Genomic DNA, 21,875 nt, shown 5'->3' with positions numbered 1-21,875 from the left:
GGCTGCCTCTACCGGCGCCATGGACCCCTGGGTGCTGATTCCGCTCTTGTTTGCTGCGGCAGTCTTGGGTGACACCCTGAATTATCATATTGGTAAATATATTGGTCCACGGGTGTTCGAGATTGAATCACGTTTTATTAATAAACAGCATTTAACCTATACACAAAAGTTCTTTGAAAAACATGGTGGTAAAACCATTATATTTGCGCGCTTTGTACCGTTTGCCCGCACCTTTGCACCCTTTGTGGCCGGTGCTGGCAGCATGAACTATAAGTACTTCCTGACGTATAACGTGGTGGGCGCTCTGCTCTGGATCAGCTCTTTTGTGATTTTAGGCTATATGTTTGGCAATATGCCGATTATCAAAGACAACTTTACCTATCTGATTTTCGGTATCATTATTCTGAGTGTGATGCCGGGTATAGTCGGCTTTATCCAGCAGAAGCTGAAAAAAAGCAAACCGGCTTAAATCTGTTTTCTTAGAATTAATCCCAAAGCTTGATCCATACTGGAATCAGGCACAGTAAAAGCAGCAATAAGGTGATCTTATAGATCAGCTTGTTGCTGATGCGTTTAAGCTGATTTGCAAGTAATGCCTGTCCGAAGTATATCCAGAAAAAAGTGACTGGCACCGCGACCGCTATAAATGCTGCAAAGACCAGCAGAAAATTGACCGGACTTTGCCAGGTTGCTGTGGGTAAAATCCCCGCAGCCAATAGCGCTGCTTTGGGATTTTTTAAGGTTATTCTAAACATTTGCCAAGGATGTAGATGTGGATGGCCCTTGTTATACTGCTGTAATTGTTGGGCCTGATATAAATGAAAGGTCATCCAGCCTACCCAGATCAAGCTCAGAACATGCACCACCCCTCTAAAGCCGGGCCAGATTGGGGAGAACAAATGAATCAGTAAGGCCCAGGCATTAATGGCATACAGATAGCCGACCAGAATCGCCGGGATATAAAGGCTGGTTTTTAATGGGCCATGCTGATAGGCCGAGCTGGCGACCATTGCATTGGCTGGCCCAGGAATCATCAGGACCGCTAAAATGGCTAGCACAAACAACCAGTTTTCAATCATAGGCAGAGCAACTCTTCAATTCAGGCCGTACCTTAACCAATCTTGAAGCCCGAGAACAAGCGCACAAATTTTTATTTTTTATGCTGATGAGTCATTTTTTCATCAAAATATTTTTATTTTTCTAGCATATCACAGTGCAGATATAAAAAATGCCAGCCTAAAGCCAGCATTTTTGATTATTGCAAAGAAAGATAGTTAAGACGCCACGGCTTTCCGGGCAATCATCGGACAGTTTTTATAGCGTGCTGCTTGAGCAATGGCTTCCTGTTCACCCAATAGTCGTGCCGTTTCAGTACGTTTGGTATTGGAAGATTGCCCCATATTCACGGATACACTTGGACCAATGCCCCACCCCCCCCGACTGCCCCAGCCACCACCTAAGCCTACTCCCACCCCGACTCCAGTACGCTTAGGTGCTTCCACACCATTATTAATATACTGCTGAATCCGGTTATATTCGCTCTGTAACTGCTGACAGCTAAGTGCCTGATAATGGGTCGGTGAGACATAGGTCGGCTTGATGGTACTTGCACAGGCATTTAGCAGCACCAACATGCCAAGGCCCAGACTTAGTTTCACAAGTTTCATAGTTAGCTCGATCTTAGTTCTGCTCAATCTCATTGAACAATGATTGATAGGCCTGAGTCAATTTATGATCAGTAGCGAGATGAATCAATGGCTGATTTTTTTGATGGGATTCTTTCATCACAATAGAAGGCGGCAACATACTGTTCAGTACAGGCAGTCCCTCATCTTTGAGCTGCTGCACGACTTCGCGTGGCAGTTTTGCCTGCGCCTGAAACTGATTGACCACAATCCCTTCAATTTCCAGACCAGCATTATGATCATCCTGAGTTTCGATGACATTTTCAATTAAAGTATGCAGAGCACGCTTGGAAAATACATCGCAGTCAAACGGAATCAGAACCCGATCTGCTGCAATCAGGGCAGACAGGGTAAAGAAGTTAAAAGCTGGCGGCGTATCAATAAAGACCCGATCATACTGACCGGCCAGAGCCTGCAGAGCATCACGTAGCTTGTAGATTTTATGTTTAGCTTCCAGTCCATGCGCCAAAGCACCCAAATTCGGGCTGGCGGGAATGACCTCCAGATGCTTGAAAGGCGATTGATGCACATAACTTTCCAGCCCTTTGGCGCGGGTCTTTAAAATAGAACCAATCGCATTGCCAAGCAGTCCCTTGCTTTGCTGCTGACCGAGTATATCTACAAAAAAGTTCTCAATATTGGGTTCTAATGCAGGTTTATCATGTGAATAGGTGGCATCATCGCCCAGTAAATATTGACTGGAGTTGGCCTGGGGGTCCAGATCAATCAGCAGTGTTTTCAGCCCCTGGTGCGCACTGATTGCAGCCAGATTCACTGCAATACTGGACTTGCCCACCCCACCCTTTTGATTAAATATCACACGTGTACGCATAAGAACCCCCTTTTCATTTTTGTATTTATTTCACTGAGATGATATTGCGGTTAGTTAATTCATTTTTTTAACCAAACGTTGGTTTGCTAATCACCAACCCGATAATCGCAAGCAAAGAAACCACTGCGATGAGTAGACCTGCCCGACGCTGCACCAATAAGATTGAATCATCTTTTTTATAGGCTTTCCCCAAAGATGAAAGCAAAACCAGAAACAGAACAATTTTGGCATAGAACCAGGGCTGCACATCAAAGTCTTTAAGGACCAGCGCAATTACGCCTGTTATCGCAATGATGGTCATGGACAAATGCTGTAAGGCCACTAAAAATTTCTGTGCGACTGGATTAGGTAAATTTCCCTGCGTACCCACAAACAAGGTAAACGCACGTATAAGGATGGCCACGAGGGCCACGCCTGCAACAGACATATGAATTATTTTAACTAAAAGTTGAGTGTCCATAATACGCTCTCAGTGTTTGGGTGCATGTGCACAGGCTGGGCTGGAGGTATCTTGTTCTTTCCATTCCTCAGGTAGAAAAGCATGGATGGCTAAAGCATGGATCTTGTCTTTAGCCAACAAGTCTCCCGCTGCAGCATAGACTTTCTGATGACGCTGTACCGCACGCAGGCCAGCAAACGCTTCACTGACAATGACTGCCTTAAAATGCGATTCTTTACCAGGAAAATACCCCCCATGACCCGAAGATTCATTGACGACTTCCAGATAACTTGGTGACAATTGTGCCAAACGGTCTTTCAGTTGCTGTTCTAAGCTCATGGCCTGACTCCCATTGATAATCTGTCTCCAGTATACCTTGTTCTCTACTCTATTTCGGTGAACGATTTACCTCTAATCATTTGATTGTGGCCAATTTTCATTAAAATTAGCATAACTTTTGTACACCCATCTGCTTATAGCCCCAATATTGCTTTTATTTTATGCAATTGATACAAGATTTTTCATAAAGTGATTGACCCTGATTTTTCATGCTGTATTATACACGGCATGCGGGAATAGCTCAGTTGGTAGAGCACAACCTTGCCAAGGTTGGGGTCGGGAGTTCGAGCCTCCTTTCCCGCTCCAAATTCTTTTTTGTTCATTTTTTTGTAGTAAAAAACTGATCGCCTATGCGGGAATAGCTCAGTTGGTAGAGCACAACCTTGCCAAGGTTGGGGTCGCGAGTTCGAGTCTCGTTTCCCGCTCCAGATTCAAAAAGCCCTGATCGAATGATTGGGGCTTTTTTATTGTTGATTTTATTATATTTTTTAAAAACTCTCCTTCCTTTGTTATTCGATTCAATAAAAAATATTCTTAATGTGATTCGTATTTTGTGACCAAGATGTGACCATGGCGTGCCCACAACAAAAAAAATGGTCTCAATTGATCTTAAATGTCCTCAATCGATCACCACTTTCAGAGCTTTTTTGAAGGCAAAAAATCACCCTGTTCTCTTCCAAACAAGATATTTTTTACCAAATGATCAATAATTTGTGACCATTTCACTTTTTGATGTGACCATTTGTGACCAAACTACTTACTAACAGATTGTTCTTTATTGTCTTTTTCAAAAACAAATAAATCCCCTACCTGTACATCCAAATAATCACAAATTCGATCGATGGTCTCCAAATCAATTCGAGTCAATTCGCCATTATAAAGCTTATGCAAAGTTGTCTTATTAATGCCTGTGCCACGAATTAAGTCAGCTACACGCATTTTTCTTTCAGCCAACAATATTGGCAGCTTACAAGTAACCATTAATTTTTCCTCTAATACAATGAAAATTTAATTGCATTTAATTAAATTTGAGGTTATTTTAGGTCTAAGGATGAAAAATTCATTACATCCTATGAATTACGCTAGGAATACAATTATGTCATATACCTATCTCACAGCCCAGCAACTGGCTGAAAAAATCCAGTACGACGCTCGTACTATTCGCAACCAGCTGAAGGACAGTGTCTTTATTGAAGGTGTTCACTACATCCGTCCTTTTGGTGGTCGCAAAATTCTTTTTGTTTGGGAACGTATTGAAACTGAAATGCTTAAATTCACTGGTTTAAGCATGGATGCCCTGCAATAAGGCTTAGGAGGTTTAACTGATGGCTACCATCCGGGAACGAAGTGGCAAACTGATTGCCGATTTTCGCTACATGGGCATTCGTTGCAGAGAAACAACCAGTCTTGAAGACAATGCCTATAATCGTCGCATTTTAAAAAAACGTCTCGAGCAGCTAGAGGCGGAAATTACTTTGGGAACTTTTGAATACGAAAAGTACTTCCCAAAAAGTAACCGTGTCGAGGAGTTTAAGGAAAAAAGAAGTCAGCAAATCGCTGTACAAACCAAAGTACCTCTTTTTAAAGAGTTTACTGCACTGTGGTTTAAACAGAAACAGATTGAGTGGAGAATATCCTATCAACACAAGGTTTCAATTATTATTAAAAATTATTTGATTCCTGCTTTTGGTAATCAGGTTCTCTCAAAAATCAAGAAGTCAGACTTGCTGAACTTCCGTGCTTCCCTCGCCAAAGTGACTCACGGAAAAGATCAGACAAGTCTGAAAGCATCGAGAATCAATCAAATCATGACGCCTTTACGTATGATACTCAATGATGCGGCTGAACGATACGAGTTTGAGTCGCCTTATAAAAATATTAACAATCTGAAGGAAAGCAAGATTGAAGTCACACCTTTTTCTCTGGAAGAGGTGCATAAAATTCTTACCACAGTGCGTGAAGACTTCCGTCCCTATTACACCATTCGCTTTTTTACGGGTATGCGTACCAGTGAAATCGATGGTCTGCAATGGAAAAATATCGACTTACAACGTCGTGAAATCCATATCAGAGAAGCGTTAGTGAATGGTGTGCTTGGTGGAACCAAAACTTATGGTTCTGACCGCACGATCCAGATGAATGACCACGTTTACCAAGCCTTTCTCCAACAGAAAAGCTTAAATAATGGCAAATCAGAGTTTGTATTCTGCAATCGTGACGGTGGACCTCTCGATTACCGTCTGGTGAATAAACGTGTCTGGCATCCGATCTTGCGCTTTCTAGGATTGAAGCCTAGAAGAGCCTATCAAACACGTCATACCGCAGCAACACTCTGGCTGTCGGCAGGCGAGAACCCAGAATGGATTGCACGCCAGCTGGGACATTCAACGACTGAAATGCTATTCCGGGTCTATAGCCGTTACATCCCTAATGTTACGCGCCGCGATGGTAGTGCTTTTGAAGCCATGCTGGAGAGACTGAATACAGAGGAGCTTGCCCATGAACAGTAAAGCTTTCTTTGGCGGCGTAGTCGTTAGCCCAGAAGCAGATATGGTCGCTCGTGAATTAATCCATGAGCTCCACATTCCCAAACTGCACAATCTGGCCTTTTTGCTGGAAATCAATAAGTGCTTCGATGATCACCAAGTATTAAGACTCTGGTTACAACGAATGCTGGATGAAGGGCAAGCCCATTACGATGACTTGGCCCAACAGGCCCGTCTCCGGTTAATGAGTCTCGCCCACCAATAAAACCAACATAGAAGGTCATCCAATCGATGACCTTAGCCCCTCTATACCTATAAAAAGGTGAACACATGCATAAAGATATTTCAATTTGGATGCCACTCTATATTGGCGACCTACAGGCAAAATTTGCACGAATGACGGCAGAACAAATTGGTGCCACCCTACTGTTAATGATGGATTTCTGGAAAAATGGTGCCATTCCTCATGACCTAGCTACTGTATGTAGCATCACAAAATTATCGCAACATACCAAGGCTAAAACTTTGTTGAATACGCTAATGGCCCTGGAATTGTTTGAAATCGAATCTGAGCAGATTCATTCAAACTTTTTAACCAGTTTAAAAAGCCAGGCATTGCAAAATCAGCAAATGAAATCTGATAAAGCTAAAAACGCAGCTCAAGCACGTTGGGGAAAATCCGCAAGTAATGCTCAAGCATCAACCAAGCAACGAAAAGTAAATGCTCAAGCAGCTCCTGAGAAGAGCCCGAGTATTACTCAAGTCATGCTTGAATCATGCCCTTCATCTTCATCTTCATCTTCATCTTCATCTTCATCTTCATCTTCATCTTCATCTTCATCTTCATCTTCAAATTTTGAAGAAAAAAATGAGGATTTTGCAGAAAACTCCAAATGGATTTGAGGAGGTTCTAATGAATACTATGCCTAGAATGCTTCAGTTTGACGCAGAATCAACGAAAACACTTTGCCCTACCCACCATATACCCCTGATGGAAATTGCTGGTCATAGGCTCTGTAAATTGTGTGCCAAAGAAACCGTCCATCACTCACATGCAGCCTATGAGGATGAACTGCAACAGCGATTGCTACAACAGAAAATTAAAAATTCAGGGCTCAATAAACGCTACCTGGATCGTGGCTTCAAGAATTATGTAGTTGCATGCCCTGCACAAGATAATACCATCAAGCTATGCCAGGCCTTTGCACAGCAAATTATTTCTGATCACAACCCGAACATGTTGATGATTGGTACACCGGGTACAGGTAAAACCCATCTGAGTGCATCAATTATTCGCAACATTCTGCATAACAGTACAAAATCTGCACGCTACTATACCAGTGCAGAAATTGCTCAAAAAATGATGGATACCTGGTCAGATACTTCACGCTCTGAGAAAGAAGTCATCGATCATTTCTCCAGTTTTGATTTATTGGTGATTGATGAATATGGCCTGCATGACCGGCATGAAAAACGCCTGGAGATGGTGCATAAGGTCTTATATAGTCGTTATGACAATATGAAATCTACCCTGCTGATTTCCAATTTCACAGTCCAAAATATGCAGCGGGATTTAGGTGTCCGATTATGGTCACGATTACATGAAAACAATTTGATTGTAGTACCGTGTTATTGGGATGATCGACGAATAAGCAGATAGCCAAACTTTTTGCTCAAGCCAATTATCTTCCGAGATAATTGGCTTTTTTATTAAAAAAATTATTTACAGGCTCGAAAAGTGGGTTCAGCGGACGCTTACGGTCAAAATACATTTTGTGGTGTATGCAATATTTCAAATGAGCTCAAAAACTCAATTTCATCCGAATTGCTATCTACTCCAAGTAATTCTTGTACATATTTTTTGACTAAAATGGATGAATTACATAATATTTTTTACCAATTTTTATTATGAACTACCCCAATTTCAAGCCATTTATTTCCTTGAATTCTGGTGGTGCGTATTCTTATTTTAATGGACAGATATTCTTATTTGAAGTAGAACATCAATTCTTACTTTACTTGGACACATTATAAAATTTAAAGTATTCCTGTACCAGTTTGATGCTTTAATAAAGCTGCCAATTGTGAACCTGATTTTAGCTTCTCTGTATAGGGACAGCCTTGATCATTAGGTGCCCAATGAGGACAACGTAAATAATATTGATCTAATAGCCCAACTCCATTCTTTTTCTTTTGTAAAACCATCGGTTCAGCATGCATTGGGCAACAAACAATGTTAACACCTTGCTTTTTACTCCTTAGATCAGACTGTAAATCATCCATACGCTCTATAATACTTTCAGACGTACGATGATCCTGAAGAATAATATTGAAGTCTTGAGCTGAAAGACTAAATTCAGGTGCGGATGTATCTGTCATTAATGCTAAGTCTTGTTGAGATAAATTTTCACGATATTCACATAAACGAACCTGTTTATTATTAAAATACCAACCTGTACATCCCCAATAGAAATCTTGTGGATTAACATGAACTAAATTACGTGCCCACTGTAATTTCATAGGTCTTTGACATCTAGGGCATGCCTTTGCCATGGTATCTGCAAAAGCATTCCATTGAAGGACATGGGTTGTTTCTAGATCAATATCAACTTTATGAATATTATTTTCATTCTGTTGGAATCTATCAGCAGCAATAATTTGACTATCACTTTTAATGCCTTGTTTTAAAAAATTTCTTTCCTCATCAAGCTCATACAGCCTTTTACGTTGTTGTTCAGTAATACGTCCTGATTCATTTAATTTTCTACGCAAAAATTGAATTTCTTGATTAAGCTCATGTATTTGATCTTGTTTTTTGTCTCGCTCATCGTAGACAGTTTTTGCTACGATTTCTTTTGCAGTGAAATAGGTTTTGACTGTAGAAACGACTTCAGAAACTACGCTCACTGCTGCACTGAATAAAGACCCAATGCCAGAAAACAACATATCAAAAAAGCCCATAATTTCCTCGTAAAAGAAAGTCTATGACGTAGTCATAGACTTTCGATTGCTTATTTCACTAATTTCATCAAACTACCAAAACTATCAATCACCGAATAATGAACTACATCCTCCAATGATTGATTTTCTTGATTTAAAGTAGCGAAGAACTTTTTAGCACTGTCAATTTTACGTTTCTCTTTTTCCCTTAGGTCACTGTCTAGCATTGAGCCTTTAGTTTCTGCAACGAAATAGATTTGGCGTACTTTATCCTTATTGAAAGCAATTGCCCAGTCAGGGTTATAGCTACCAAAAGGCGTAGGAATCTGGAAACGATCAGGAAGTTTAGCGTAGACGACCACCTCATCTGCACCATCCAGCTCCTCAACAAATTTACGCTCATTATCAGAATCGGTGACTACGTAATCCCATATATGACGCTCTGCCTTATACGCCTGTAATGGAATATTTTCATTACTCACAAAGATTTCATTGTCAGGATAAGTACTATCTAAAGGGTTATATTTCAGTCCTTGAATGACCATTTTGGCTTGCTGTTCGTTGATGATACGACTCATTTCACGAATGAAAGCTTCTGGATTCGACTTAAACTGCGCAAATACCGCAGCGTTAATTCCCTGTAAGATACGAGCAACCGTTTTACGAGTGAGATTCGTATCATCAGCAATATTGCCAATCAGGTCATAGGTCACTTGAGACTGAATAAAAATATTCGCCACTTCAGTTTTTGAAGTCACCTTCCCAAACATTTCTTTGGCTTTGACTTGCTCATAGGTGGATTCATCATTCTGTGTCGCTTCTGCAAGTTTATAACTCAACGTTTCCACAAATTTGTTGTTGCGCTCAACAGCAGTACGTTCAACAGCACTAATGCTTTGCTCAATGAGTTTTTCAGAATCTAGATGAATTTGATAAACTGCTTTACGGTTAATACGAGACCATAAAGCCTGGAATTCTTTTCGTTCTAAATTGGTTTGGTTGATCGTATTGGTTAGCTTCTTATTGCCATTATCAGTCATACCCTCCAAAGCTTTTGGATCAAACAGCCCATCAATCAGCTTGTGAATTTGCTCAGAATAAGCCACTAAATTTTCAGGCAATTCAGCAAGCGTACCTTGCTCTTTCGCTTCGTGATACTTTGACGTTAACTGATCATTGTCATCTATATAATCATGCTTAGACAGATGCTTATTAATCTGCTTTGCCATCAATTCAGTTACTTCAACACTAGATCCATCGGATAACTTAAAAATTTTCCCTTTAAAGTAATCAGGAGTCGCTTGTGTCGGACGATTTTGAATCGTATTTAAGATTTCTGATTGTAGATTCGACACAAACTCTTTGTAACTTTCATTGGTAACAACTGTGAGATTATTCAGTTTATGAATTTCTCCTAAGGCCCCTTGGAAATGGTTGGCATCCATACGTTCGCCAAATTTATTCACTGCAAGGCGCATACCACGGCCAACTTCTTGGCGACGAGAAATCACATTATCTGAATGCTTTAAAGTACAAATCACAAAGACGTTCGGGTTATCCCAACCTTCTCGTAACGCTGAGTGAGAGAAAATAAAACGAGTTGGCTCTTCAAAGGAAAGTAGGCGTTCTTTATCTTTTAAAATCAGGTCATAAGCGTCTGTATCATTGGATATCTGAGCTTCTTCAGCTTTCTTATCAATTGCTGGATTGGCAAGACGTTTTGATTTCTTATCAATTGAGAAATAACCGTTGTGAGTGCGGTCTACCTCAATTGCTTTCAGATAGTCAAAATATGGGTCATTTTCTAAGTTTAGATCCAGAACTTCATTGAGTACCTGCTGGTACTGTTCTTTAAAAATTTGAATATATTCCCCATCTACAGGATTATTATCCTCATCATATTGACGATATTTTGCTACTTCATCAATGAAGAAAAGACTCAGAACTTTAATACCCTGATTGTATAACTGACGTTCTTTTTGAATGTGTGCACGAATCGTTTCACGGATCTGAATGGTTCGCATGATCTTTTCATCAACATGTCCCAATGCTTCACCAACATGAATTTTGATTCCATTTACAAAAGTAATGGAATTATCTCGAGCATCAATATCTCTGACTACATATCTATCATTATATTGTTCAGCTTTATTGGAAATATCATAAAGATTATTGCCTTTACTGACCTTTCTCACTTCACGCTTAAAGCCATTTTGGGTTTTAATTTCGATTTCTAAACGCGCGACAGGTGCAGATTTAGATACAATGATGTCTTGTAAGTATAAATAGCCATGTGTACCCGTTAAGCCTTGTACTTCCACACCTTTCACGGTGATTTTTTTCACCAGTTTTTGGTTATAGGCATCCAAGGCATCCAAACGGTAAACAAGGTTATAGTTGCGCTTATGCGTAGCTGAATAGCGCAAAATGAATAAGGGGTTGAAGTTTGATAAAGACTCTAGTGTTTTATCTGCCCCCATCTTTTGAGGCTCATCCAATATTAAAATTGGACGGTTACGGCTGATCACATCAATTGGACGACGGGATTGGAATTCATCCAATTCGTCATAGATCCGACGGTTATCTTTACCTGTCGCATTAAAGGCTTGAACGTTAATGACCATGACATTAATGCCACCATTAGAACTAAAACTTTCTAAATGGTGCAGTGCTTTTGAAGCATAGATAAAGAAACGCGCCTTTTTGCCGTACTGTTCTTGAAAGTGATCTGCCATCATATTTAGGCTTTTATAAACGCCCTCACGAATGGCAATGCTTGGTACGACCACAATAAATTTCGACCAGCCATACTGCTTATGCAGTTCAAACATGGTACGGATATAACAATAGGTCTTACCTGTACCTGTTTCCATTTCAATATCAAGGTTTAATGGGCTTTTAGTCAGGTTTTTACCTTTGCCATTGTCATCCGTGATCAATTGCGATGATCGTTGTAATCCACCTGCTGCTTGTACTTCCTGAATGTTTTTCAATACAGCTTGCAGATCAAAAATATGAGCATTCTCAAAACCAACATCGGCAATAACTTTTTTAGCCTTACCACCTTCTAAGTCCAAGGTTTCTTCAAGCATATCAACCTGTGCAGTTGCTTTTTTCACTTTAGCTGCACCTTGGTCAATCATGTAACGATGACCTTCAGAACGTGGTTGTCCTTTAAAGCAATCCACAATCGCTTGTACAGAATCTTTCTGATAATCAAGAGTTTTAAAACGGATTTCCATTATCTAACCTTCTTAAAGAAACTTGACTTCGGTATCAGGAGAGAGCTGTTTAAAGCGTTCTTTGATATTGGTTTTATCATGGTCTAGACGAATGGCCTTTTCTGCTGATACGAAGCGTAAAGGACGATCTTTAGCAACTTCATCAACTACATCGAAAGTCAAATCATCAAAACAAGCTACAAGGCTATTGCCTGCAACGTAAAAGACTTCTTTTCCTGCAATAGTTTTACGTTCAATCGGTAAAGAAAGTTCAAGCCCCCAATCCAACATGACTTGGAATAACAGATCTTCAGATGTACGGTCTTCTTTAATATTTGAAGCTAAATCCAGCATATCAGCTTGTCTTAAAGCGTCAGGTGTGTAATACACATCCTTCATATTGGTTGAGTCAATTTTTAAGAATCTATACCCACAAGTTAAATTATATTTATTCTTTAACCCCAAAATTCTTTTATGAAAGATATTTTCTATACCTTCATGGGCAATTTGGATTAAAATAAATTTTCTTTCATTATTAGAGTCTATTTCCTTGTTTATTTCAACGATAGCTTGAGCTGTTGTACCAGAACCTGCATATAAATCTAAAATTAAATCCCCTTCATTTGAAAATGTTTGAATTAAATATTTCATCAAATTAATTGGTTTTACAGTATCAAAACCATGTTGATTTCCAACAAGAAAATTTAATTCTGATTTTCCATTCTCAGCAGTACCAGTTAAATCAGTATCTAAATAGGTATATACTGGATAGAGAGGGTCATATTCATCATCTTCATATTTTTTTAAAACTGGATATCCATCTTCATTAAAGATTATTTGATTGTCTGCAAATAAATTTTCAATCGTTTCTTTTCCAGCTTTCCAACGATACTCTTCTTCAGGTAAATAACCATTACTTTCAAATCTCATGGTTTCACGTCTGAATGATCCTCTATTCGAAGTCAGAATTGTTGTAGTCCTGTATTTTCTACCATCTGTATCCGTATGAGGATAAGTTCTACTTTTTGACGAGCTTAAATTTAAAATAACTTCTTCTGGGTTAGTCATAGAATAGACAATTACATATTCAGCAACTTTTTGAGCTCTATATTTTGAATTACCGGCATTAGTAGGTTTGCTTCTTGATTTCCATGTAAAAATTCCGAGTTGATTTTTTTCTCCAAATACTTCACTCAGCATTTTGAGCATGTTACTTAATTCACGCTCTCCAATCGATACAATGATAAATCCGTCATCTGCTAAAAGATTTTTTGATAAACGTAGCTTTGGATAAATATCTGATAACCAATCAGAATGGAATCTTCCGTTACTATCAGAATTTGTAAAGAATTTATTACCTTCTTGATCTATTTCATTGGCTTGTAATTTGTATAGATCTCTATTAATTGCAAAATTATCTTTATAAATAAAATCATTACCCGTGTTGTATGGTGGGTCAATGTAGATCATTTTGACCTTACCCAAATAATTCTCTTGGAGAAGTTTTAGTGCTTCGAGGTTATCACCTTCGATAAACAAGTTTTCTGTCTTATCAAAATTAACGCTTTCTTCACGACATGGGCGCAAGGTTTTCGCAATTGGTGCATTAGCCGTTAAAATGGCTTCTTTTTTACCGACCCAATCAAGATGATAGCGTTCCTGCTCACCTTCAACCAAAACTTGTGAAAGTTCTTGTTTAAGCAAGTCAAAATCAACGGCTTTTTTCAGCTCACCATTTTCATCTTTGGTTTCGGTAATGCAGTTTGGGAATAGTGCTGAAATTTTTTCGATGTTTGCATCCACAAGATTGGGTGAGTGCATTTTTAACTGGTCTGACATAGATAACTCTTAATTTTCTGAATGATTTAATTCGGTATTGGTACGGTATGCTTGCTTTTCATGCGTCGGTGTCGTTGGAAATGCAAGACAAAGCTGGTTGGCTTTTACCATTGGGGATAGATAACGCTTTCTTAAAGGTTCAGCCTTACGATTCAGCAATTCACCTAAAGCAGATATGGTAAAAAAATGCTCACTACAAAGTCGCAAAATTATGTGCTGCATGACTTCGAAAGAAAGACGCTGCTTTATTCTCGCTTCATTCGCCAAAACATAAAGACTTTCCCTAAAATCCTCAGATAATTCCATTAAATTATCAATAATTGGAAAGTCCAAACGATCGCTACACAAGCGCCCCATCTCATCTCTATATGATCCATTAGGTATAGAGCTCGACTCTTTAAGACCTAAGCTAGCGTCGTTAGAACCTAAGCTCGCTTCGTTAGAACCTAAGCTAGAATCACTTATTTCTTTATTTTGTTCATTAAAAATATCATCTGGCTGAACAATATCTACCCCAGCCAAGGTATATACAGAACCACGACCACCACTCGTATTTAGAAAGCCAAGTTTAACAAGATGTTGTAAATCACGAGTGATATCAACGGAATGTCCTGTCACAACAGTTTGTAAACGTGCATGTGTTACAGTGCCTTCAAGTTTGGCAATGGCAAGGGCAGCGCGCTCATTTTGCGTGAGCTCAGTAAAACTTGAGCCAAATTGTTGCGTCAATTGCTGCATGGTGTCAGATGGAAATAAATCAACCATGGTCATTTCGAGAAGGGTTTGATTATTGGGTTGTCGCTTCTCATGTAAATAAGGTGGAATCCAATGCTGAGAATGCCACCCAGATAGGATTTTTGGAATTCCTGAACCTGCCTGCTCACCGACATTAATAAGTCTAAATATTTGATGTAGCCTTCGATTACGGCAGTCGGATTCACTACCTTTTAGTGCATGCTCTAGTGGAATCCGCATCAGTCCAGGATTTCGGAAACCAAACATATCGGGACGTTTTACAATAAGGACCGAAGCTCGATCTGTATAATCCGCATGTACAATACAATTTACCAAAGCTTCACGTAATGCAATATGAACTGGTGTATCTTCTTGACGCACTCCATCTTTAAGCTCAAACGGAATTTTTAAATCTTGTATAAGTTTATTATAAACCTTACGGTAAAAGTCGTATAAGTTCCCGCTCCAAGAACCGTCAGGCACAACTCGATCAACCCAACGCGCTTCTGTTTGCGCATGAGGTCGTTCTTGATAGTCCACCATGTAGTTTGGGAATACCTCAGCTATTGTATGCTGCATTCCAAACATCAATAATCCCGCTTTGGTTAGACCGCGCGCGCCTGTTTCACGGTTAATCCCATAAGCCCCGATACGACGTAAAAACTCTATATCAACCAAATCATTTAATTCAGCATTAGGATTTAAATTGCTATAGCGTTGTCGATAAGACCTTAATGACTCTATCGCTAAATCATCTAACCCAAAATTCGGAAGAATCTCATCATCTCGACCATCATGTGCTTGTTCAGCCAACATGCGTTTGACATGTTCATCATCAAGTTTATAGTCACCCTCATTCTGACGAACATAAGTATTATTGAGTGGATTATTATTTAAATAAATTGGCTGCTGCTTTCGTGATGCTCTAGGCACAGCAATCACTAGCAAACATTTACCATCAACTTGCCATTCTCGAACAAACTGATCGGTTAACAAGTTTTTATTAATCTTTGCAGGATTATTCAGCGTATTAAATAAATCTGCTTTGATCTGAATAAGATTTTCTATACCACGTGCTTCAAATGTGCCATTTTTTAACTCTTTGGCACCTAAAATAATGATGCCACCATCCGTATTTGCAAAAGCACTGTATGTTTCCCAAAGGCTTTTTGGTAACCCACCTTTTCCATCATGACCAATAGCTAATTTGCACTCAATATCTACGCTTTCCTGTAGAAGGGAAAAATCTCCTGCGATCAATTGCTCTAACTGCTGAATAATGGAATTTATCATTTTATATCAACCATTAATGAATACGGCTTATCTGTAATTGCAAATTTTGCAATTGTTTATTCAACTCAACTCTACGATTAAATTGCCTTTCATTTCTCAACTTGGATTGCAACTGAGCAAGCTGCTTTTGCAAGCTTTCAAGTTGTTGAGCTTTTTGCAGTTGAAGTTCAATAGAAACGGACTCATCATCGTTTTCTAAGTCTTTACTTGATGCAATTGGCAAGATTTGAGCAATGAAATGTTCATATAGATCAGCCAAGTTTAAATAAAAAGGTAGTTCTATACGATCATGATCCTCTAGCCATTCAGAAGCATAATATTGACCTATCACAGCTTTGCTTTTATCTGCTTGATTCAACCGTTTATAGGTTGCAACAACCTTCACTTTATCTTGATAAACAACTTCAAAAACAATTGGAGTGAGAATGAGCTTATCAATGAAAGATAGAATTGACATATCTAAATCTTCAACCCGACTTTTCACTCGAAAGATTTGAATTTCCTTCAAATCTTCCTGATCTTGGAGGTGGATTGTAGATGAAGCCAACTTGTAAGCCCACCGTATATTTGCCACTTGATCAACAAATAGTTGTTCGAGCTTGGCATTGGCTTTCCCTTGCTCATAAAACTTATTTTTCGGAATTAACAGATCCACTTTAGCCTGGGGTGGAAATTTATATAACTTCATGATCAAGATTCTTCAATCACAATAAAACTAATAAGCTCAAAGTCATTTAATCCAGAAACCACATCTACCAACGCCGATGTAGTCAAGCCTGAAAACAAGCTATCAATATCCTTCTCAGCTTTTACGTCCTGAATGGTATGAATTACAATATCCAACAATTCTGAATATTGGCTCATATCTTGTCCATCATTGGTTTTCTCATTAAACTTTTCATATGCTTCAGGAATCGGATGATCTTTTCCTCGACATGCTTTACGTGCTACATCCAATAAATATTTGGCTTGGGTATAGTCATAAACGACTTCACCGCCTTGATTAATATAAACTAAGTAATATGGATATAGGCGGTTGCTTTGGCTGTTAGGTGACTCAGGATGTCGTGCTCTTAGGGTAAAAATAACTCCTGCATTTAAACCGAGTTCTGGCTGTGCAGGGACAACGGTATGCAATCCATTCGGTAATCGCTCCAATTCAGGATGCTCTTCCATATAGCCAAGCAAATCCATACGGAAGTCATTTAGACCTAAATCGGTAATAGAAACCCCTGTATTGGCATCTTCCAAGTCTAGTACTTCAGTTTGTAGCTTTTGTAATTGTTCACGACGATAGGCAATATCATTGGCTTGAGCACTGAGGACGTTATCATCTCCCGTACTGGTCATATCGACGATCACCATGCGATTCTCGACGCGTTCTCGCAAGTTAATATATTCATCCAGACTGATATCAGGCCAGTAATTAACGAGCTGAATGACGCTATTTGATGAGCCAATACGATCCACACGCCCAAAGCGTTGAATGATGCGTACAGGATTCCAGTGAATATCGAAATTAATCAAATAATCACAGTCCTGTAAGTTTTGTCCTTCAGAAATACAGTCGGTTGCAATGAGCACATCAATTTCTCTGGACTCTTCAGGGAATATGTCTGCTTTTTGCTTTGATTGTGGAGAGAATAGAGTCAGTAAGCCCTGCATATCATAACTTTGACGACTTCCCACTCTGGTCTTAATCGTTGAAGTATTATCACTACCGATCACTTTGGCACTGTGCAGACCGTAGGTTTCTAGCAAAATCGGAGCAATATGCTCATAGATATAATTCGCTGTATCCGCAAAGGCAGTAAATATGATGACTTTACGGTTATTGGCATTAATTGGGTTCTGAATTTTCTCAACAACATGTGCTTTAAGATGCTGTAGTTTGGCATCCTTTTCAGCATTAATTGGCTGAATCATTCGCAGTAAACCGAGAATAATGTGGTAGTCACCGTCTAGATCCGTTTTCCAGCTCAACAGATCCATATCAGCCAAATGAATTTTGAGCTTATTGCCAATGAGGTCTTCAGTATTAAGCAATTCGCCATTCTCATCTTCATCGTAGCCAAAGTCTGGTGAAATACTGACTTCATCATCCGCCTGACGAGCTTCAAAGTCCGCAATTTTAGCGAGTGCATTTTCAATATTTTTCTTTAAAACGTTGAGCGTCAGTCTAAACGCATGGACAGAACTTTCTAGGCGTTTCAGCAAGTTGACCGTCATTAAGGCCTGTAAACTTTTTTCACGGTCTACCTGTCTTAATTTACCTTTGCCTTCTACACGAGTATCAAAAATCTCTTCATATTTTCTTAAGGCACTTGGAAAGATATAACTGACTGGTGCATAGACTGACATCTTGATTAAGGACAGATCTGCATAAATTTGATTCAGAGAAACACTATCCTGATCGGTTGATAATGCACAACGGAATGAAATCGGCTTGAGTCGTTGAGGGAACTGTCCAATATCTTTGGTGTCATAGAAAGTTTGAATGTGTTTTCTTGAACGAGCAATTGTTACGCTATCCAACAGCTTAAAGAAATCGAAATCCAGAAGGTTAAGAATTTCTTGAGTTGTCCGTTGGGCAGGATCTAGTTTTGCCCAGGCATTAAAGCTGGCCTGTGCTCTACGGAATATGGTTTCGATATCACGTTCAGTATCGAGCTTATTTTCCAATAACCCTGCATTTCCCTCATAAGCAAGGGCGAGCTGATTCTTAAGGTCAGTAAAGTGATTATTTACTGGCGTAGCAGATAACATTAACACTTTGGTTTTCACGCCCTGACGAATCACTTGATTCATTAAGCGGTCATAACGTGTTTCTCGATCCTTAAACGTGCCACGGTTACGGAAGTTATGCGATTCATCAATGACAACCAAATCATAGTTACCCCAATTGATTCTCGCCAAATCTATGCCTAGGGTTTCACCACCTTTACGAGAGAGGTCTGTGTGATACAGCACATCGTAGCTAAAACGGTCTTTAGCAAAGATGTTCGTAACTAAATTGGCGTTATAGTTCGTCCAGTTCGCCCCCAATTTCTTAGGGCATAAAACCAGAACGCTCTTGTTTCGTAATTCGTAGTATTTGATCACAGCCAATGCGGTAAAGGTCTTACCCAAACCAACACTATCCGCCAAGATACAGCCATTGTAGGTTTCAAGTTTATTGATAATGCCTACGGCTGCATCTTTTTGGAAATTGAACAGCTTATTCCATACCAAGGTATCCTGATAACCTGTGAGATCATTAGGCATCACATCTGCATTGATATCTTCGAGGAAGTCTTTGAAGATGTTGTAAAGCATTAAGAAGTAAATGCGTTCAGGTGGATTTTCCTGATAGACAGACTCAATGTGTCGAATAATTTCACTAGTGACATCTTCAACTTTTGAGGGGTCATTCCAAATTTGATTGAACAGCTGAATATAGGTTTGCACCATCGGCTGCTCATCAAAGCAGTTCACCATATTGGAAATAGCATTACCTTTTTCAAAGCCGAGTCCCATAGGGGTAAACCCCTGAATTGGCATATAGGTTAAGGATTGCTCAGGTTTCTGAATACTGATGAATTCCTGCATTGGTGCATTGCTGTTATTCGATTTAAATGTTGCTTTTCGTCGTATCCAATCTGCACACTCTTTAGCAATTGCCTTTTGTGATAACTGATTTTTCAAGTGAATTTCAAATTCTGTGCCATAAAGACTGCTTTCACGATCTTGTTTAGGAATGACAAATTCACGTCTCTCTTTCTTCAGTTTGTCCGTCACATTATCTGCAACAAAGGTTGGTGACGTAAAAACAAATTGCAGTTCTTCGATCTTTTCTAATTCTTTTTTTAAAGCAGCGTAAGCATAGATGGAGAAATAGGAAGCAGCGATCTTTAATCTGGACTTTCTACTGAGATTTCCCCCAATATCTGAACCTAATGTGCTGTTGATGTTATCAATGAGTTTCATTTGTCAAATGCAGTAATTAAGACAATATGATAATAACTGATATTTTTCTTATTAATTAAATTATCACTTTGTTCTCACAACGAATTTCTATAAGTTTAGAGACTAGTTTTTTTTCACTACCACCCAACCAAACCAAATACTCATTCTCAACTGCCTGTCTGTATGCCCAATCAGCTACCCGACGCGAACGCTGCATATCAGTTAAAAAACCAAGTTGAGAAATCTCTTGAGTGATTAGTCGATCATGTAAATAATTACGTTCTAGCCATTGATCTAGGAATTGCTCGGATGCCAGATAATTCCTTTTTTGTGAATTACATTTATCATCTGCCAGAACAAAGTTATGTCCGGTATCGGCAGGATATAGAGACCATGGAATAAAATGATCCAGCGCTTCTGGCACAGCTCTTCAATAATTTCACTAAACTGTCTCAAACAATACATCACTTTGGGTAAAAGCTTGAGGGACTGTTTGGAGTCTTCAAGGCAATAGAGAAATTCTACCGTTTGACCATTCAGATTCTGCAAATACACTACTGGCATTTGCTTTACCGTTGTCGCAACTGTTCGCTTCAGCCTGTTCCAGTAAAGTACATCCTTTCTCAACGTTCCCAAGGTCTTGAATTGTTGCTGTGCATTCTGAATTTCACTGATGATCTTTGCCTGCTTACCAGTGTTTTGATGAATAGTAAAAGGCTCATACTGGTTAAACTGAAACGGCAGTGACTGTTTCCAGTACAGGTTAATAAACTTTTCAGCAATATCCTGATATTCCAAATGCAACGCAGCACCGGTATCTTGCCCCTGTTCAATCGCCAGACGCGTGATACTTATCAGCAAGGCAAACTTATAGGTCGAAGTAAAAGTCCCTGACTGCAATATCTGCTGAATATGCTTCAAGAATTTCAGCTGCTCGTTGGGTGTTGGTATTTCGGCTGTACTGAACAACATGTCTAAGCCTGCTTTTTTCTAATCAGAATATTTAACCACTTTTCTGTACGGTCTGGGCGTTTATCTACAGTAATCCATTGCTGTAACAGTAAAGCCTGATCTATTTGTTTGAGTAAGTCGTAAGCTTGCTGCTCATTCAAGTCAGTAAAGCTGCGCCCTTTTTTCTCACGGTCTGTATCGCCATATTTAAAAGACATATAACACACACCATTTGGCTTTAATGCTTTAAATATGCGCGCCAGCACTTCAGTCAGGCGATCTCTTTCACAGTGCAAAAGAGAAGCACAAGCCCAAATCCCATCATACTTAGCTACTTCATTCAGCTCATAAAAACTTTGCTGACGTACCTCGATGCCTGTCAGCTCTCTCGCCTTTTCAACCAGCTCGGTAGAATAATCAATTGCCTCAACTTGATAGCCTTTTTTCTTAAATGCCAAAGTGTCCCGCCCCGAGCCACAGCCCAAATCCAGGATTAATGCCTGTTCCGGCAAATATCTTAGAAATGGTGCATAAAGACTTTCCATCTCAACCTGATAGGTATTTTCAAAAAATGCTTGAGCATGTTGATTGTAATAATTTGATGTTTGATTCATTGTCTAAAAGCCAATATCTTATGTTAAAGAACATACTGATATTTCACTAGATAAGTCAAATGATCAGTCCTATGAATGAATCAAACTCTTATTTCACTGTATCCGGATAACTGAGATAGAAACCAAACTGGTTCTTGTAAATGGAAAAAATATGGGCTTCAGATTTCGCAAGAGTATTAAAATATTACCTGGATTAAAAATCAATCTGACGCATAAAGGCATCAGCAGTGCAAGCATTGGCAAACCTGGTACTTCTTTAAATATTGGCAAAAAAGGCACCCGAACCAGCGTTGGTATTCCAGGCACAGGCCTATCCTATTCCAAGTACCAACCCTATAAGAACAGAGCTGGCAACCAAGAGAATCCTGCTCAGGAACAACAACCACTCTATACATCACATACTGAGAAACCCAAATCGAATGTCTGGATTTGGGTAATTTTTGGATTATTTTGTTTTATTGTCGGGGCTATTATTTTTTAGAATTAGCCGTCCTTTGTACCCATAACATTCATTCCGCTAGGCAAAATTTAATTCATTCATTACTATGGACGGATG

Annotated in this window: 20 protein-coding genes, 2 tRNA genes and 1 pseudogene; 9 read left to right on the top strand and 14 right to left on the bottom strand. The window is 39.3% G+C overall.

All coding sequences use genetic code 11. From position 1 onward, the window contains the following. Positions 1–469: VTT domain-containing protein (locus E2K52_RS03120; RefSeq protein WP_151203609.1), on the top strand; the 469-nt coding region annotated here is incomplete at its 5' end. Positions 470–485: 16 nt separating this feature from the next. Here E2K52_RS03120 and E2K52_RS03115 read toward each other — a convergent pair. The 5 genes from E2K52_RS03115 to E2K52_RS03095 all read right to left on the bottom strand — a co-directional run bounded on the left by E2K52_RS03115 (position 486) and on the right by E2K52_RS03095 (position 3,295). Next, entirely contained in the window at positions 486–1,079 is a 594-nt protein-coding gene (locus tag E2K52_RS03115; RefSeq protein WP_151203607.1) for a LysE family translocator, read from the bottom strand. A gap of 195 nt (positions 1,080–1,274) precedes the next feature. Then, complete coding sequence (locus tag E2K52_RS03110; RefSeq protein ID WP_151203605.1) at positions 1,275–1,667, bottom strand: hypothetical protein; 393 nt, start codon at positions 1,665–1,667, stop codon at positions 1,275–1,277. A gap of 13 nt (positions 1,668–1,680) precedes the next feature. Beyond that, entirely contained in the window at positions 1,681–2,517 is an 837-nt protein-coding gene (locus E2K52_RS03105; RefSeq protein WP_151203603.1) for a ParA family protein, read from the bottom strand. A gap of 67 nt (positions 2,518–2,584) precedes the next feature. After that, the gene (locus tag E2K52_RS03100; protein ID WP_151203601.1) at positions 2,585–2,977 is read right to left on the bottom strand and encodes a SirB2 family protein; all 393 of its coding nucleotides are present in this window, start codon (positions 2,975–2,977) and stop codon (positions 2,585–2,587) included. 9 nt (positions 2,978–2,986) lie between these two features. Next, positions 2,987–3,295 (bottom strand): BolA family protein, encoded by a 309-nt coding sequence (locus E2K52_RS03095; RefSeq protein WP_151203599.1) that lies wholly within the window; start codon positions 3,293–3,295, stop codon positions 2,987–2,989. A 230-nt stretch (positions 3,296–3,525) separates the two neighbouring features. Between E2K52_RS03095 and E2K52_RS03090 the strand changes: the two genes are divergently transcribed. Then, positions 3,526–3,601, top strand: a tRNA-Gly gene (locus E2K52_RS03090). Between the two features lie 46 nt (positions 3,602–3,647). Continuing rightward, positions 3,648–3,723 (top strand) — tRNA-Gly (locus tag E2K52_RS03085). 325 nt (positions 3,724–4,048) lie between these two features. Here the strand turns inward: E2K52_RS03085 and E2K52_RS03080 are convergent. Continuing rightward, complete coding sequence (locus E2K52_RS03080; RefSeq protein WP_151203597.1) at positions 4,049–4,276, bottom strand: helix-turn-helix domain-containing protein; 228 nt, start codon at positions 4,274–4,276, stop codon at positions 4,049–4,051. Positions 4,277–4,391: 115 nt separating this feature from the next. Here E2K52_RS03080 and E2K52_RS03075 point away from each other — a divergent pair, with 115 nt between their 5' ends. From E2K52_RS03075 to E2K52_RS03055, 5 genes are all read left to right on the top strand, one after another. Continuing rightward, positions 4,392–4,601, top strand: a complete 210-nt coding sequence (locus E2K52_RS03075) for a hypothetical protein (RefSeq protein ID WP_000122748.1) — start codon at positions 4,392–4,394, stop codon at positions 4,599–4,601. Positions 4,602–4,620: 19 nt separating this feature from the next. Then, complete coding sequence (locus E2K52_RS03070) at positions 4,621–5,805, top strand: site-specific integrase (RefSeq protein ID WP_151203595.1); 1,185 nt, start codon at positions 4,621–4,623, stop codon at positions 5,803–5,805. Next, positions 5,795–6,046, top strand: a complete 252-nt coding sequence (locus E2K52_RS03065) for a hypothetical protein (protein ID WP_151203593.1) — start codon at positions 5,795–5,797, stop codon at positions 6,044–6,046. Before E2K52_RS03070 ends, E2K52_RS03065 begins: the two co-directional genes overlap by 11 nt. A gap of 65 nt (positions 6,047–6,111) precedes the next feature. Then, positions 6,112–6,684, top strand: a complete 573-nt coding sequence (locus E2K52_RS03060) for a DUF1376 domain-containing protein (RefSeq protein ID WP_151203591.1) — start codon at positions 6,112–6,114, stop codon at positions 6,682–6,684. 10 nt (positions 6,685–6,694) lie between these two features. Next, entirely contained in the window at positions 6,695–7,441 is a 747-nt protein-coding gene (locus E2K52_RS03055; RefSeq protein WP_151203589.1) for an ATP-binding protein, read from the top strand. 377 nt (positions 7,442–7,818) lie between these two features. On the opposite strand, the gene E2K52_RS03050 is transcribed toward E2K52_RS03055, so the two are convergent. The 8 genes and pseudogenes from E2K52_RS03050 to E2K52_RS03015 all read right to left on the bottom strand — a co-directional run bounded on the left by E2K52_RS03050 (position 7,819) and on the right by E2K52_RS03015 (position 21,319). After that, entirely contained in the window at positions 7,819–8,742 is a 924-nt protein-coding gene (locus E2K52_RS03050; RefSeq protein WP_151203587.1) for a hypothetical protein, read from the bottom strand. 50 nt (positions 8,743–8,792) lie between these two features. Continuing rightward, the gene (locus E2K52_RS03045; RefSeq protein ID WP_151203585.1) at positions 8,793–11,963 is read right to left on the bottom strand and encodes a type III restriction-modification system endonuclease; all 3,171 of its coding nucleotides are present in this window, start codon (positions 11,961–11,963) and stop codon (positions 8,793–8,795) included. 12 nt (positions 11,964–11,975) lie between these two features. Then, positions 11,976–13,781, bottom strand: coding sequence for a site-specific DNA-methyltransferase (locus E2K52_RS03040; protein WP_151203583.1), 1,806 nt, complete (start codon positions 13,779–13,781; stop codon positions 11,976–11,978). A gap of 9 nt (positions 13,782–13,790) precedes the next feature. Beyond that, positions 13,791–15,809 (bottom strand): RNA-binding domain-containing protein, encoded by a 2,019-nt coding sequence (locus E2K52_RS03035; protein WP_151203581.1) that lies wholly within the window; start codon positions 15,807–15,809, stop codon positions 13,791–13,793. Between the two features lie 13 nt (positions 15,810–15,822). After that, entirely contained in the window at positions 15,823–16,497 is a 675-nt protein-coding gene (locus E2K52_RS03030; RefSeq protein ID WP_151203579.1) for a DUF4391 domain-containing protein, read from the bottom strand. Between the two features lie 2 nt (positions 16,498–16,499). After that, positions 16,500–19,775: a helicase-related protein gene (locus tag E2K52_RS03025; protein WP_151203578.1), complete on the bottom strand. Its 3,276-nt coding sequence runs from the start codon at positions 19,773–19,775 to the stop codon at positions 16,500–16,502. A gap of 55 nt (positions 19,776–19,830) precedes the next feature. Beyond that, a pseudogene (locus tag E2K52_RS03020) lies at positions 19,831–20,726 on the bottom strand (HNH endonuclease). A 2-nt stretch (positions 20,727–20,728) separates the two neighbouring features. Further along, positions 20,729–21,319 carry a class I SAM-dependent methyltransferase gene (locus tag E2K52_RS03015; protein WP_151203576.1) on the bottom strand — a complete coding sequence of 197 codons (591 nt, stop codon included), beginning with the start codon at positions 21,317–21,319 and terminating at the stop codon, positions 20,729–20,731. A gap of 151 nt (positions 21,320–21,470) precedes the next feature. On the opposite strand from E2K52_RS03015, the gene E2K52_RS03010 reads away from it, so the two are divergent. Continuing rightward, positions 21,471–21,800 carry a DUF4236 domain-containing protein gene (locus E2K52_RS03010; RefSeq protein ID WP_151203574.1) on the top strand — a complete coding sequence of 110 codons (330 nt, stop codon included), beginning with the start codon at positions 21,471–21,473 and terminating at the stop codon, positions 21,798–21,800. Positions 21,801–21,875 lie beyond the last annotated feature (75 nt).

The organism is Acinetobacter sp. RF14B, from assembly GCF_006864105.1.
Classification (GTDB): Bacteria; Pseudomonadota; Gammaproteobacteria; order Pseudomonadales; family Moraxellaceae; genus Acinetobacter; species Acinetobacter lwoffii_C.
The sequence above is the reverse complement of the archived record's forward strand: the minus strand, read 5'-3'. Positions and strand labels throughout refer to the sequence as shown.

What these genes read in the sequence shown, in the direction of transcription:
- E2K52_RS03050 (WP_151203587.1), bottom strand. Translation starts at nt 8,742, where the DNA reads ATGGGCTTTTTTGATATGTTGTTTTCTGGCATTGGGTCTTTATTCAGT.
- E2K52_RS03025 (WP_151203578.1), bottom strand. Translation starts at nt 19,775, where the DNA reads ATGAAACTCATTGATAACATCAACAGCACATTAGGTTCAGATATTGGG.
- E2K52_RS03030 (WP_151203579.1), bottom strand. Translation starts at nt 16,497, where the DNA reads ATGAAGTTATATAAATTTCCACCCCAGGCTAAAGTGGATCTGTTAATT.
- E2K52_RS03055 (WP_151203589.1), top strand. Translation starts at nt 6,695, where the DNA reads ATGAATACTATGCCTAGAATGCTTCAGTTTGACGCAGAATCAACGAAA.
- E2K52_RS03070 (WP_151203595.1), top strand. Translation starts at nt 4,621, where the DNA reads ATGGCTACCATCCGGGAACGAAGTGGCAAACTGATTGCCGATTTTCGC.
- E2K52_RS03075 (WP_000122748.1), top strand. Translation starts at nt 4,392, where the DNA reads ATGTCATATACCTATCTCACAGCCCAGCAACTGGCTGAAAAAATCCAG.
- E2K52_RS03065 (WP_151203593.1), top strand. Translation starts at nt 5,795, where the DNA reads ATGAACAGTAAAGCTTTCTTTGGCGGCGTAGTCGTTAGCCCAGAAGCA.
- E2K52_RS03040 (WP_151203583.1), bottom strand. Translation starts at nt 13,781, where the DNA reads ATGTCAGACCAGTTAAAAATGCACTCACCCAATCTTGTGGATGCAAAC.
- E2K52_RS03115 (WP_151203607.1), bottom strand. Translation starts at nt 1,079, where the DNA reads ATGATTGAAAACTGGTTGTTTGTGCTAGCCATTTTAGCGGTCCTGATG.
- E2K52_RS03080 (WP_151203597.1), bottom strand. Translation starts at nt 4,276, where the DNA reads ATGGTTACTTGTAAGCTGCCAATATTGTTGGCTGAAAGAAAAATGCGT.
- E2K52_RS03105 (WP_151203603.1), bottom strand. Translation starts at nt 2,517, where the DNA reads ATGCGTACACGTGTGATATTTAATCAAAAGGGTGGGGTGGGCAAGTCC.
- E2K52_RS03045 (WP_151203585.1), bottom strand. Translation starts at nt 11,963, where the DNA reads ATGGAAATCCGTTTTAAAACTCTTGATTATCAGAAAGATTCTGTACAA.
- E2K52_RS03060 (WP_151203591.1), top strand. Translation starts at nt 6,112, where the DNA reads ATGCATAAAGATATTTCAATTTGGATGCCACTCTATATTGGCGACCTA.
- E2K52_RS03095 (WP_151203599.1), bottom strand. Translation starts at nt 3,295, where the DNA reads ATGAGCTTAGAACAGCAACTGAAAGACCGTTTGGCACAATTGTCACCA.
- E2K52_RS03015 (WP_151203576.1), bottom strand. Translation starts at nt 21,319, where the DNA reads ATGAATCAAACATCAAATTATTACAATCAACATGCTCAAGCATTTTTT.
- E2K52_RS03010 (WP_151203574.1), top strand. Translation starts at nt 21,471, where the DNA reads ATGGGCTTCAGATTTCGCAAGAGTATTAAAATATTACCTGGATTAAAA.
- E2K52_RS03100 (WP_151203601.1), bottom strand. Translation starts at nt 2,977, where the DNA reads ATGGACACTCAACTTTTAGTTAAAATAATTCATATGTCTGTTGCAGGC.
- E2K52_RS03110 (WP_151203605.1), bottom strand. Translation starts at nt 1,667, where the DNA reads ATGAAACTTGTGAAACTAAGTCTGGGCCTTGGCATGTTGGTGCTGCTA.
- E2K52_RS03035 (WP_151203581.1), bottom strand. Translation starts at nt 15,809, where the DNA reads ATGATAAATTCCATTATTCAGCAGTTAGAGCAATTGATCGCAGGAGAT.